Annotated in this window: 12 protein-coding genes and 1 pseudogene; 10 read left to right on the forward strand and 3 right to left on the reverse strand. The window is 46.0% G+C overall.

Annotation, left to right across the window (positions count from 1 at the left end):
• The first annotated feature begins 5 nt into the window (after positions 1-5).
• The 9 genes and pseudogenes from WR49_RS02595 (at position 6) to maiA (ending at position 8,661) form a co-directional block, all read left to right on the forward strand.
• Entirely contained in the window at positions 6-905 is a 900-nt protein-coding gene (locus WR49_RS02595) for an alkaline phosphatase family protein (protein ID WP_017057690.1), read from the forward strand.
• Positions 902-1,795 (forward strand): ABC transporter permease, encoded by an 894-nt coding sequence (locus tag WR49_RS02600; RefSeq protein ID WP_046222962.1) that lies wholly within the window; start codon positions 902-904, stop codon positions 1,793-1,795. Before WR49_RS02595 ends, WR49_RS02600 begins: the two co-directional genes overlap by 4 nt.
• A complete protein-coding gene (locus WR49_RS02605; RefSeq protein WP_004732591.1) occupies positions 1,795-2,580 on the forward strand; it encodes an ABC transporter permease in 786 nt (261 codons plus the stop codon). Before WR49_RS02600 ends, WR49_RS02605 begins: the two co-directional genes overlap by 1 nt.
• A pseudogene (locus WR49_RS02610) lies at positions 2,580-3,598 on the forward strand (ABC transporter ATP-binding protein). Before WR49_RS02605 ends, WR49_RS02610 begins: the two are co-directional and overlap by 1 nt.
• 1 nt (position 3,599) lies before the next feature.
• Entirely contained in the window at positions 3,600-4,259 is a 660-nt protein-coding gene (locus WR49_RS02615) for an HAD family hydrolase (protein ID WP_017057687.1), read from the forward strand.
• A 402-nt stretch (positions 4,260-4,661) separates the two neighbouring features.
• Entirely contained in the window at positions 4,662-5,735 is a 1,074-nt protein-coding gene (gene hppD, locus WR49_RS02620) for a 4-hydroxyphenylpyruvate dioxygenase (RefSeq protein WP_017057686.1), read from the forward strand.
• Positions 5,728-6,888, forward strand: coding sequence for a homogentisate 1,2-dioxygenase (locus WR49_RS02625; protein WP_046222963.1), 1,161 nt, complete (start codon positions 5,728-5,730; stop codon positions 6,886-6,888). Before hppD ends, WR49_RS02625 begins: the two co-directional genes overlap by 8 nt.
• A 9-nt stretch (positions 6,889-6,897) precedes the next feature.
• Positions 6,898-7,935 carry a fumarylacetoacetate hydrolase family protein gene (locus WR49_RS02630; RefSeq protein WP_046222964.1) on the forward strand — a complete coding sequence of 346 codons (1,038 nt, stop codon included), beginning with the start codon at positions 6,898-6,900 and terminating at the stop codon, positions 7,933-7,935.
• Between the two features lie 21 nt (positions 7,936-7,956).
• Complete coding sequence (gene maiA, locus WR49_RS02635; protein ID WP_017057683.1) at positions 7,957-8,661, forward strand: maleylacetoacetate isomerase; 705 nt, start codon at positions 7,957-7,959, stop codon at positions 8,659-8,661.
• A gap of 188 nt (positions 8,662-8,849) precedes the next feature.
• Here maiA and WR49_RS02640 read toward each other — a convergent pair whose 3' ends face one another.
• Together WR49_RS02640 and WR49_RS02645 are read right to left on the reverse strand one after the other, a co-directional pair.
• Positions 8,850-9,620, reverse strand: coding sequence for a TerC family protein (locus WR49_RS02640; protein ID WP_017057682.1), 771 nt, complete (start codon positions 9,618-9,620; stop codon positions 8,850-8,852).
• 359 nt (positions 9,621-9,979) lie between these two features.
• Entirely contained in the window at positions 9,980-10,729 is a 750-nt protein-coding gene (locus tag WR49_RS02645; protein WP_046222965.1) for a 3-oxoacyl-ACP reductase family protein, read from the reverse strand.
• Positions 10,730-10,850: 121 nt separating this feature from the next.
• Between WR49_RS02645 and WR49_RS02650 the strand changes: the two genes are divergently transcribed.
• Positions 10,851-11,774: a LysR family transcriptional regulator gene (locus tag WR49_RS02650; protein ID WP_017057680.1), complete on the forward strand. Its 924-nt coding sequence runs from the start codon at positions 10,851-10,853 to the stop codon at positions 11,772-11,774.
• A gap of 123 nt (positions 11,775-11,897) precedes the next feature.
• Here WR49_RS02650 and WR49_RS02655 read toward each other — a convergent pair whose 3' ends face one another.
• Positions 11,898-13,745, reverse strand: coding sequence for a hybrid-cluster NAD(P)-dependent oxidoreductase (locus WR49_RS02655; RefSeq protein WP_046222966.1), 1,848 nt, complete (start codon positions 13,743-13,745; stop codon positions 11,898-11,900).
• Positions 13,746-13,851 lie beyond the last annotated feature (106 nt).

Raw genomic sequence — 13,851 nt, forward strand, 5'->3', positions numbered from 1 at the left:
AGACCATGAGCAATAAGGTTATCCTTGTTGTTCTAGATGGACTGAACTATCAGGTAGCCCGTGATTGCATGGGCTACCTGAACGGTCTTCTAGAACTAAGCGATTTGCAGACAAAACAGGGTGATATGCATGAGAAACAGGGCGATTCGTACAATAAACAGAGCACTTCGCAGAGCACGCAAGAAAACAAGCTGCGCGCCACGCTTTACCCTGTGCAGTGTGAGCTGCCATCTATGTCACGCCCACTGTATGAGTGCATTCTGACCGGTGTTCGCCCTGTCGAGAGTGGCATCGTCAACAATCAAATCGTGCGTTTATCGAATCACGAGTCGATCTTTAGCTTGGCGAAATTGCAGGGCAAAGTGACGGCTGCAGCGGCATATCATTGGGTGAGTGAGCTGTATAACCGAGCGCCATTTGATGCTGTACGCGACCGTTTCACTAACGATGAAACCATGAATATCCAACACGGCTGTTTTTACCACTGGGATCACTACCCAGATGAAGCCTTGTTCTTGGATGCTGAGCACTTGCGTGTTACTCATCAGCCGGACTTCTTGTTGATTCACCCAATGAACATTGACGACATAGGGCACAAGCACGGGTTGGATTCTCGCCAGTACCGCAACAGTGCTCGTGGCGCGGATATTTACCTATCAAACTATCTTGAGAAGTGGGTAGACGATGGTTATCAGGTGATCATCACCAGTGACCACGGCATGAACAATGACTTGTCTCACGGTGGCATTCTGCCTGAAGAGCGTGAAGTGCCATTCTTTGTGATTGGCGATAAGTTCACACACCAAGAGTGTTCAGTGAAACAGACCGATATCTGCGGCAGCGTCTGTCAGTTACTCAATCTAGAACACGATAAATCTTACACTCAGGAATTGTTGGCCTTATGAGCAGTTCTGTAATCACGCAGAGCGATGGCTCTGCGCTTCAACCCAAAACCAAATCTTTGTTTCAACGCTTCAAGCCCGCTTTGTGGCTTGCGCCTTTCGCGCTGTTTTTCTACTTGTTCCAACTGGCACCTATGGTTTGGGTGCTGATCAACAGCTTCTTCTACGACGATGACCTCTCTCTCGAAAACTATTCTGAAATATTCGATTCTGCCTTCATGATGCAGGCCTTCGGTAACAGTTTATGGCTGTCGATTTGGTCGAGCATTGTTGGTTTAGCGATCGCGACTCTGCTCGTTTCTTCACTGCGCCGCGTTGATTCTAAAATCCGCGATGCGGTGATTGCCTTCACCAACATGAGCAGCAACTTCTCTGGTGTGCCTTTGTCGTTCGCTTTCATCATCATCTTGGGCACCAATGGTGCGATCACCTTATTGCTCAAGCAGTATGGATTATTGGGTGATTTCGACCTGTACGGTAAATGGGGCTTGCTGGCGATTTACATCTATTTCCAGATCCCATTGGCGGTTTTATTGCTGTATCCAGCGTTCGATGCCTTGAGTGACGACTGGCAAGCCGCTTCGGCATTGCTTGGCGCGAAAACTTGGCAGTACTGGACCAAAATCGCGCTGCCTGTGCTGTCTCCGGCTTTGTTCGGCACCTTCATCATCTTGATTGCTAATGCGATTGGCGCCTATGCGAGTGTGTATGCGTTGACCTCGGGCAACTACAACGTAATTACGATTCGAATCGCGAGCTTGGTATCGGGCGACCTGTTCCTAGAACCAAACCTAGCCGCCGCAATTTCCGTGATTCTGATGGCGATGCTGGCCTTCATCACCGTGATTAACCAATGGCTGATCAGCAAAAGCTACGCAGGGAAGAGAAAGTAATGAACACGGTAAATACTCGCTTTCATAAAACGGTTGTCTATTCGATTGTCGGAATCATGATGATCCCGATCTTAGCGACCTTTATCTATTCGATCTCTTCTCGATGGGGCGCGACGATCCTGCCGGATGGCTTCACGTTGGATTGGTACATCAACTTATTGACCGATCCTCGCTTCTTACAAGCCTTTGGTCGTTCACTGTTTATCTGTGTGGCGGCACTGTCATTGAGTGTGGTGTTGGTTCTGCCTGCGATTTTCGTGGTGTTTTACTATTTCCCGAAGCTCGACAAGGTGATGAATATATTGATCTTATTACCATTCGCTGTACCACCTGTGGTGTCGTCGGTCGGCTTGCTTCAGCTGTATGCCGATAGTGAAATCTCACTGATAGGCACGCCGTGGATTTTGATTGGCACCTACTTCACCATCGCGTTGCCATTCATGTATCGCGCGATTGCTAACAGCTTTGAAGCGATTAACTTGCACGACTTGATGGACGCTGCTCACTTGCTCGGCGCAAGCACCACTAAAGCGTTCTTGTTAATTATTCTGCCAAACCTTAAGAAAGGCTTAATGGCGTCGTTGTTCTTGTCGTTTTCGTTCCTATTGGGCGAGTTCGTGTTCGCCAACATCTTAGTGGGTACACGCTACGAGACACTGCAAATCTACCTATACAACATGCGTCAAACCAGCGGCCACTTCACGTCAGCCCTTGTGATGACGTACTTCTTGTTTATTTTCTTACTGACTTGGTTGGCAAGTCGTTTCAGCCAGGGAACAAAATAATGAGCTATGTAAATGCGAAAAACCTCACCAAGAGCTTTGGTGACAATACAGTGTTTGAAGACATTGAATTTTCCATCGAGAAGGGCGAATTCATTACTCTGCTTGGCCCGAGCGGCTGTGGTAAATCGACTCTACTGCGCAGCTTAGCAGGCCTGAATCCTGTTGATGGCGGCGAGATCTGGGTTAACGGCGAAGAGATTACTCACCAAGTGCCGCAACAGCGTGGTATCGGCATGGTGTTTCAATCTTATGCGCTGTTCCCGAACATGACGGTTGAAGGAAATATTGCCTTTGGCCTGAAAATGAAAATGCTTGCCGCCGATGAGATTAAGCACGAAGTTGCGAAAGTAATTGGGCTGGTGGACTTAACGGGCAAAGAGAAATTCTACCCACATCAGTTATCGGGCGGTCAGCGTCAGCGTGTGGCTTTGGCAAGAGCCTTGGTGGTCAAGCCGCGTATTCTATTGCTCGATGAGCCGCTTTCGGCGCTGGATGCGAAGATCCGTAAACACCTACGCCAACAGATCCGAGATATTCAAAAAGAGATGAACCTGACCACGATCTTCGTGACTCATGATCAAGAAGAAGCGATGATCATGTCTGACCGCATCTTCTTGATGAATAAAGGTGAGATCGTCCAAGCGGGTACACCCGAAGAGATCTACACTCAACCTGCCAATGAGTTCGTGGCGGGTTCATGGGGCACTACAATCTGGTGCTAGCGAATAAAGCTAAGCAGTTGTTCAATATTGAAACCGATTGGAAAGTAGCGATTCGACCTGAATCTATCTACGTTAAAGAGCAAGGCCGACAGTATGGCGAGCATATCTCCGCGCCGAAAACGGGCACCATTCGCAACCACCAGCTGCTGGGTAACGTGATTCGCTACCAAGTGGACGTCGATGAGTGTGAACTGACGGTTGACCTACTTAACCGTTCCTCTGAGCGACTGTTGGCAAACGGCAGCCAACTTGAACTCCTGTTTAACCTTAACGAAATTCAACCTGTGAGAGCCTAAGATGTTCAAACCTTTGTATGTATTTGATATGGACGAAACGCTGATCAATGCCGATGCAGCAATGCTTTGGAATGAGTTCTTGGTTGAAAAGGGCATTGCCACTGCGCCCAACTTTATTGAAGAAGATAAGCGCTTAATGGGCCTGTATTCGGAAGGTAAACTGAATATGGAAGATTACCTAACGTTTTCCATGCAACCACTGGCCTACATGCCAACAGAGCAAGTGACTGCCTTGGTGGAAGAGTGTGTCGAACAACATATTTTGCCTAAACAGTTCAAGCAGTCTAAGTTTTTGATTGATCAGCTAGCGCGCGACAACATCGATATGTTGATCATCTCAGCCAGCGTCACTTTTTTAGTGGAAGCGGTCGGCCGTAAGATTGGTATCGAGAACGCACTCGGTATTGATTTGATTGAAAACCAAGGCCGTTTCACATCTGAGATCTCAGGCGTGCCAAGTTACCGTGAAGGTAAAGTGATTCGTTTAAAAGAGTGGTTAGACAATCAAGAAACCAACTACTCAGATATCCACTTTTATACGGATTCAATCAACGACTTACCTTTGTGTGAACACGCTGATTTTGCTTATTTGGTGAACCCATGCCCGCGTTTAAAAGCGTTAGCTGATCAACCAAATTGGTCGATTTTGGAGTGGGATTAATGCGAATTTTATATTGGAATTAGGTTTTTTCTAGAGCTCATCAAGCCGCTGACTACAGTGGCTTTTTTGTATTCAATGCATTTCTGTAAGTTATGCCTGTACGAATAAAAGCTTACCTGTAACAACTTATTCACATCCTATGTTCGATTGTAAATTAAAGCACCGCCTTTCAATCCTTTGATAGTACTCACTTTCCTATTCTAGCTGTTCGCCTGTAACAATTACTTTACATATTGACGAGTTTTCACCGTGACCGTCCATTTTCTTCGATGCATTCCATTATCTCGGCTTGTGGGCCAAATTTAATTAAGGACAAAAAACACACAACACTTAATCGTGTAATAGAAAGCACGTAATAAAAAGTCACGTAATACAAAACCAATAGGTACAAGGAGAAAGTTCATGGTGGATACATACAACCCGCTTGGTACGGATGGATTCGAGTTTGTTGAATACACGGCCGTTGACCACAAGGGAATTGAGCAACTTAAAGCGCTGTTTGTGTCACTTGGTTTCGCTGAGATCGCCAAGCACCGATCAAAAGAGGCTTGGCTGTATCGACAAGGTGACATCAACTTTATCGTTAATGAACAACCACACAGCCAAGCGGAAGCCTTTGCTAAAGTGCATGGGCCATCAGTGTGCGGTATGGCTTTTCGTGTCAACGAAGCAACATCTGCTATGGAGCAAGCATTCAAGGGCGGTGGTGAAGAGTACAAAACAGAAATAGGGCCGATGGAGCTGAGCATTCCTGCCATTTATGGTATCGGTGAAAGTTTGCTTTATTTTGTGGATCGCTATGGCAAGCAGAGCATCTACGACGTTGATTTCCGATTCTATGACGATGCGGAAGAGCGCATGGCCGAAGCTAATGTTGGCTTGTATGAAATCGACCATCTCACGCACAACGTGAAGCAAGGCAATATGGATGTTTGGTCTGGGTTTTATGAGCGTATCGGCAACTTCCGTGAGATTCGCTACTTCGACATTGAAGGTAAGCTGACAGGCCTTGTGAGCCGTGCCATGACCTCACCATGTGGCAAGATCCGAATTCCAATCAATGAGTCTTCAGACGACAAATCACAAATCGAAGAGTTCATCCGCGAATACAACGGCGAAGGTATCCAACACATCGCGCTCGCTACGGATGACATTTACAAAACGGTGAAAACCCTCCGTGATCGCGGCATGGACTTTATGCCAACCCCTGATACCTATTACGAGAAAGTCGACGAGCGTGTGAAAGGCCACGGTGAAGACACTGATCTACTGCGCGATTTACGTGTTCTGATTGATGGCGCGCCGACCAAAGACGGCATCTTGCTGCAAATTTTCACGCAGACGGTCATCGGCCCTGTATTTTTTGAGATCATTCAGCGTAAAGGCAACGAAGGCTTTGGCGAAGGTAACTTCAAAGCGCTGTTTGAATCGATTGAAGAGGACCAGGTTCGTCGAGGAGTATTAGACGATGCATAAATGGATCTCGTTTCCTCATCGGGAGGGGGTGTGTTCTAAACAAGCGCATGCCGATTTTCCCGAAGAGGCAATCTATGAACGAGAAGCGGGTCGAAGTGGTTTCTTTGGCCCTGCCGCTCACTTCCATCACCAACATGCCCCAACAGGTTGGTCGGAGTGGGAGGGGGATTTACGCCCTCGCGCTTTTGATTTTACGCTGGTGGAAAAAGCCAGCCAGATAACCCCTTGGGCTGTGCCTCATCTTTTGCACAATGCGGACTGCAAAATTCGTGTGTGGCGCATGGACGAGAAGATGGATTTCTTGGTGCGTAACTCTGACGGTGATGAGCTGCTGTTCATTCACCAAGGCAGTGCCGATCTCTATTGTGACTATGGTCATTTAGAAGTGAGTGAAGGGGATTATGTGATGATCCCGCGCTCGACCAACTGGCGCTTAGAGCCAAGTGAGCCGATGTTCATCTTGATGATTGAGAACACCGATGCGGCTTATTCCCTGCCAGAGAAAGGCATGGTCGGTAATCACGCGGTGTTTGATCCTGCGGTGCTCGACATCCCTGCTATCAATGATCAATTCTGCGCTCAGTATTCAGAAAACCAGACTCAGGTTCAGGTGAAGCGTCACGATAAAGTCAGTGTCATCACTTATCCGTTCAATCCATTGGATGCAATTGGTTGGCATGGCGACCTTGCGGTGGTGAAAGTGAATTGGCGCGATATCAGACCCTTGATGTCACATCGCTACCACTTGCCACCTTCTGCGCATACCACCTTTGTTGGCGCAGGCTTTGTGGTGTGTACCTTTGTACCACGCCCGATTGAGAGCGATCCTGGCGCATTGAAAGTGCCGTTCTACCACAACAACGATGATTACGACGAAGTGCTGTTCTATCACGCTGGTGACTTCTTTAGCCGCGACAACATTGAAGCGGGTATGGTGACCTTCCATCCGGCGGGCTTCACTCATGGGCCTCACCCAAAGGCGTTCAAGGCTGGGCAAGCGCACAAGAAGAAGTTTACCGATGAAGTGGCGGTGATGATCGATACTCGCCACGCGCTGCAGTTCTCTGATGAACTCGATAGCGTTGAGAACAAAGAATATGTCTACAGCTGGCAAGACTCTAGTTCGCAAGAGCCAGTAAACGACAAGAAGTAAGGGACAAGGATGAAATTAGCAACCAAGAAAAATGGCACTCGCGATGGTCTATTGATGGTCGTGAGTAAAGATCTCAAACAGTGTGTGGCTGCCACTGAAGTCTTCCACGCGATGCACCTTGCACCCACCATGCAGGTGGCTTTGGATAACTGGGACAGCGTGGCTTTTCAGTTAGAAGAGTTATACACCTCGTTAAACAATGGGCATGTGACAGGCTGTGAAGCCTTTGCACCTCAGTATTGTGAATCACCTCTGCCACGCGCATATCAATGGGCTGATGGCAGTGCATATGTCAACCACGTTGAGTTGGTGCGTAAGGCTCGTGGTGCTGAAATGCCAGAAAGCTTCTGGGTTGATCCGCTGATGTATCAAGGCGGTTCAGATGCGTTTATCGGCCCTCGCGACAACATCGAATTTGCCAGTGACGAGTGGGGCATCGATTTCGAAGGAGAAGTCGCGATTGTCACCGGTGACGTCCCTATGGGCGCAAGTTCTAAACAAGCGCACGATTCGATTCGATTACTGATGTTGGTGAACGATGTGTCGCTGCGTGGCTTGATTCCAGCGGAGCTTGCTAAGGGTTTTGGCTTCTTCCAGTCTAAACCGTCTTCGGCGTTCTCTCCGGTTGCGGTAACACCTGATGAGCTTGGTGAACAGTGGAAAGGCAGTAAGGTACATTTACCATTGATATCGACCTACAACGACCAGCCTTTTGGTTGCCCGAATGCAGGCGTCGATATGACCTTCAACTTTGCCGAGTTAGTTGTGCATGCAGCGAAAACTCGACCACTGTCGGCCGGTGCAATCATAGGTTCAGGCACGGTATCGAATAAACAAGGCACCGATCATGGCACCTCAATTGCCGAGGGCGGTGTGGGTTATTCATGTATTGCCGAAGTTCGCATGATCGAGACGATTCGTGATGGTAAACCGTCGACTCAATTCATGTCGTTTGGTGACTCGATCAAGCTTGAGATGTTTGATGCAGCGGGTGACTCCATTTTTGGTGCGATTGACCAAAAAGTGAGCCAGTATCGAGCGCTATAATCCACGTAATAAGGTTTCAGTATGAGCGAGAGCATCGTGAACAAGAACATTATCCTTTACGGTTACTGGCGCTCGTCCGCAGCCTATCGAGTGCGTATTGGATTAAACCTAAAGCAGATCAACTATGAATCCAAATCTGTGCATTTGGTGCGTAATGGCGGCGAGCAGCATGATCCACAATATCGTGAGCTCAACGCTAGTGAATTAGTGCCGGTGCTGGTGGATGGTGACGTTCAACTCAATCAGTCGCTGACGATCTTGCAATACTTGGACGAAAACTATTTGTGTGAGAGCAGCCCAGACTCCTTGTTGATTCCAGAGCAAACACCACTGCGCTATCAAGCGTTGGCAATGGCTCAGGATATTGCGATAGAAATTCACCCTCTTAATAACCTGCGTGTGCTGCAGTATTTGGAGCGAGAATTATCGTGTGAGCAAGAGGCAAAAATGGATTGGCTTCACTATTGGATGAGTCAAGGTTTCTCGGCGTTAGAAGAGAAGCTTTCTAAGCATCGTCAAACACACGGTGATTCGGTGTATAGCCTCACCGATTCACCATGCATTGTCGATATCTGCTTAGTGCCGCAAGTCTACAATGCGCTGCGTTTTGGCGTTGATATGTCGCCGTATTCGCTGATTAATTCGATTGTTGAAGCGTGTAATCAGTTACCCGCTTTTATCGAGGCGATGCCAGAGAATCAAGCGGATGCGAATGCACCGGTGTAAATACTCGTCCCTTGCATCACTAAAGTCGTTTCTGGACAATTTCATGCTAGCAACCTTCCTAAATTAGCAATTAATGAATGATCCTTATTTATAGAAAGCCGCTTTGTCTAGTGCTGACCGTGTCGGATAGGTTTGCACATTCCGAATTAGCAGAGCTGACAGTCTCCTTATAGTGGAGACGTGTCTCATTAGAATGTAACTCGGTTCGCTTTGGACTGATATGCTTTAATTCGCTGGATGGTTAAGGTTCGCTTATGTTTGTTTTTTATTTGTATATGACATAACTCAAGCGCTAGTCCGAAAACCATAGCAAAGTACACATAGCCTTTATTGATATGAATGGCTAGCCCTTCCGCCATCAACAACCCTCCTAATAAAACCAAAAACAGTAAAGCCAGCGTTTTAAACCCTGGGTAACGAATAACCAAGTTGTTAATTTTTTCCGCTGTTAAAATCATAAAAATCGCGGATGTCAAAATAGCGGCTATCATAACGGGCACTTCAGATGTTAAGCCGACAGCGGTTATAACTGAATCCATTGAAAAAACGGCATCTACCGCTACAATCTGGAGAAGTACGACGGCTAGTCCAGTCCTAGCTTGAGTCGAATATGACGATGGTGTATGTCTTAACCATGACCAAAGTTCTTTCGCACTTTTAGCTAACAAAAAACCACCACCCAATATCATAATAATATCTCGCCCGGTGAACGTTGTATGGGCGAAGCTCAGCAAAGGATTAGTCAGAGACATCACCCACGAAATAGAAAATACAAGACCTATTCGCGTTAACACCGCCAGACCAATACCTAAATTACGTGCAACTTTGCGTTGCTGTTCGGGAAGCCGCTCACATAGAACAGAAATGAAGACGACATTATCGACACCCAAAACAATTTCAAGAATCAATAAAGTTGCAAATACTACCCAGATTTCGGGTTGTAGAAAGAGCTCTAGCATGTGCTTATCTCCTTAATACAAGAAGACAATGGGATAAAACGGCACCTAACGGGGGCGTCCATAGAAGTAATTTACCTCTTTGTTTAGAAATGTTGGATTAAGAGTCAGAATTCAATTTAATAACGCTAGTTTTTAATGTGTTATCTATTTTATTGTTGAACTCAATATTTAACATCGGATGTTTATGTGGTAGTGACTGGATGTCGTTGGCAAGTATGCAAAACTGATCAAAGCCAAGGGGTTCTAAATGATTGACCTGTGAAATAGGCCAACCATTGTACTTCTCTTTACTAATCATGTATCGATGATTGCTTGAAGTTAGATTGATAAATCACGAGTTACTTGACTGCATATTTTGATTAAGCGGAAAAGCCACCGTCGATCATCAAATCAGCACCAGTGATGTAACCCGCTTCTGAGCTAGCGACGAATGCTACTAAGCTAGCAATCTCCTCAACTTGACCATAACGACCAAGTGCACCGATAGCTTTTACAGGCTCTGAAGTATCGCCATTGTCTGGGTTTAAGTCGGTATCTACCGGACCAGGTAAAATGTTGTTGACTGTAATACCTCTAGGGCCTAGATCGCGAGAGAGACCTTTGGCCAATCCGGTTAGTGCAGACTTGCTCATTCCATATATAGAACCGCCAGCAAAAGGAATGCGCTGAGCGTTCGTACTACTGATATTGATTATTCTGCCGTTATTATTCATATGCTTCGCGGCTTCATGAATAGCCACAAACACACTTCGTACGTTGGTATTGATGGTCTTGTCCCAATCATCCATCGTCAAATTTTCAATACTGTCCCAGATCAGCGTACCTGAGTTGTTTACGACAATATCAATTTGACCAAGTTGTTCTATGGTTTCGCTGATTGCATTTTTGATATCTTCAGGCTTAGTGCTATCCGCCTTTATTGCGATGACTTTGCTACCTTGTGAAGTTAAGTTCTCAGCAAGCGCTTTAGCTTTTTCGTGGGATGACACAAATGTAAAAGCTACGGACGCTCCCTCCAATGCCAATCTCTCAACAATGGCGGCACCAATACCGCGACTGCCACCTTGGATAAAAGCGACCTTACCTTTGAATCTATTGAAGTTATTCATCATGTTTACCTTAATTGAAAATCGATGTAATCATCTCGTTGATGTACACAGAATAATCGATTCACATTCGCTTATTAAGTCCATATAATGACGAACATAAAGTCCTTAGGGGAATTAATTGATGTTAAAAAGCCAGTTTGTGGAAGTTCGTCACTTTGTCACCGTTGCGCAGTTGGGGAGTTTTACCCTTGCGGCTCAAGCTCTTGGAATGACCGGTTCAGCTTTAAGTAAAAGCGTTGCTCGACTAGAAAAACAGCTAGGCACCAAACTCCTTCATCGAACAACTCGACGCATCGCGTTAACCAATGATGGGGATTCCTATTTAGCCGACTGCCTTAAAGCGATGACCATTTTAGAGGAAGCAGAGAAGCGCTTAAGCAATCAACAGTTATTGCCATCAGGGCGTGTGCGTATAGATTTACCCGCAGTTCTCGGTAGAAGAGCAATCCTACCCAAGTTGCTAGAATTAACGTCCAAGTTCGAGCAATTAGATCTATCTATTACCTTTAATGACCGTCCTACGGATTTAGTCAGTGACGGGATTGATCTTGCGATCCGCGTTGGGCACTTAGAAAACTCGGGCGATATTGTTGCACGTAAAATAGGGGAGCAAAAAAGGGTGATATGTGCCTCTCCCTCTTATTTAGCAACGCGAGCACCTATTACCAAAAAAGAAGATATTGCTCAACATGATTGCATCGTCGGTTGGCCTATAGGACAAAGGCATAGTTGGCTGCTGAAAAATGCTAAAGGGGCAACCGAATCTGTTGATATTTCAGCACGTCATGAGATAGCCGACTGTGAAGGTATTTTGCAATCGACTTTATCTGGTGCAGGTTTAGCTCAACTACCAGTATGGTTAGTGAAGCAATACCTTGATGATGGGCAATTATGCCCTGTATTAGAGAAATTCAATGGCGAAGGAGCACCCATCAGTATTGTTTGGCTAAAAACACCTTACATTCTGCCTAAAATAAGAGTCATCATAGATGAAATCATTGCATTATCGAGCCGTCATCCGGATATTTTTGAGGCTTCTTTGTAATGTTGACTAAGCGAAGCACGACATTGCAGGTCATTTGGGTGTTATTGTGTTTTAGATAATCCAACGATATTGAGGTCACTATCAAAGTTTGATAGTGGCCTCAATCATCATAAAACCTACATACTAGCTAACAATATTTACATTTGTCTTAGGTATCGCGCAGCAAGCTAGGGCCATTCCTTTCGCCTTATCACTGTCTTCAATTCCTGGGGCATCGGGCTGGTAAACCTCTCCTGATTTCACAGTGACTTTGCAGGCGCCGCAGAAACCAGCTCTGCAGTTATTCGAAATAGAAAGCCCTGCTGCTTCAGCTTGCTCCAGAACGGTGCGCTGGTTGCTTCCTTCAAACACGACACCATCAAGGTTGATTTGAACCCTTTTCTCGCTCCCGTCCGCCACTCTTGCAACGCCAAACGTCTCTTGATGGTACTGTTCTTCGGGCAGCCCACTCTCTATCATCAAGCGCTTTACACTCTCCATGAAACCACTAGGACCACATACAAAAACTTGACGTTTGTGAAACTCTGAAATTTGATTTAAATGAGTACGACTAAAATGCCCCTTTTCGCCTAGCCAATCAGTTGATGGCTCGCTAAGGGCTAGAGTCACAGTGACATTGGCGTGTTGTTTTTCTAGCATAAGGAGCTCTTCCATGAATGGAATATCCGCTTTCGTCAAACATTGATGATAAAACGCAATATCACGCGTGTCTCGTTGGTCTGTCAAATACCGAAGCATAGCGATCATGGGCGTCACACCGCTACCGGCAGAAAGCAGCAACAGCGGCTCATTCGATTCTTTAGTAATATGAAAAGTGCCTTTGGGTTGATCCGCAATAATGGTATGGCCAACTTGTAAGTGGTTGAACAACCAGTTGGAAACTTCACCACCATGGACTCGTTTCACTGAAATCGACAAACGTTCTGGCCGAGAGGGGCTAGATGACAGCGTATACATTCGTTTGGTCAGTTTGCCATTGACCGTGATCTCAATAGGGAGGTGTTGTCCCGCTTTATACCCAGGCAGCATGCCGTTTTTAGGCTCAAACCAAAATGTCTCGAAGTTTCTTGCTGTAGGTTCTCTTTCAACACAAATCAACTCTTGTTTTTTGGCGTCGAGATCTTCATAAAACTCCTTGGATTTATACTCAAGCACTTCGATAGCATCATTGATGGAGATAACACCTTCGTTTTTCGCTACAAGGTTTTGCCCGAAAAATATTTTGCCTTGCTCGTTGGCTCTAAAGCGTGAAAAGCTCGTCAATGGCTCTTTACTGGCCCTAAATTCTCCATTTTCCAGATCAAGTGTCGTTAAAATGCACCGCTCACACGGCTCTACAATTTCAAATTCAACGTCACCTATCTTGATACGCTTCCATGAGTCTTCGATAAAAGGTTCGTTTGATTGCACCACGAGGTTAGTACGAAACTGTTCCATGGTGTGGACTTCGCTGCTGCGTCTATTCAGCTCCGCTAATGAGCCAGAGCTAATCAGCAAGATAGGAAAACCGTCGGCAAAGCTCACATTATGACCAAGGTTTTCTCTCATGCGGTTAGATTGCTCGCCAGTAAACAGTAACTCAACTCGCTTCCCTATCACTTGGCTAAACCAGTCATTTGCTTCATCGGTTGTTGTGTAGGCTGAAAAGCGGTCCCTCCAAACACTGGTATCTGTAGCCTGCATTTTAAAATTAGAATAGTGTAGTTTTAGTGGTTCCATCCCGGGGTAAGAAAAAATGATACCGGTTGGCAGTAGACTAGAACTCACTTGAACCATATTTGGATACTGACGCGCCGTCACCATGGTTGGGTATTTAGCCGAAGCGGAGACATCATCACCAGTTAACGCCAACATAAAGCGACGATCAAAAACAAGGCCTTGCTTTTCGAGCCATGAAGAAGAGAGAGAAAGCCCGCCAATGGATTTGACTGGATAGATATTAATTTGGGAAAGTACGGTAGGATTTACCACAATGTTACCCTTTATTATTGTGCTGATTTATTGAACCGCAAGGAACGGTTTTAACGACCTAACAAGGCCGATGGTTTATCTTGTGAGAAGGTAGGTTGTTTCGCGA

It is taken from the genome of Vibrio sp. ECSMB14106, assembly GCF_000972265.1.
Taxonomy (GTDB): domain Bacteria; phylum Pseudomonadota; class Gammaproteobacteria; order Enterobacterales; family Vibrionaceae; genus Vibrio; species Vibrio kanaloae.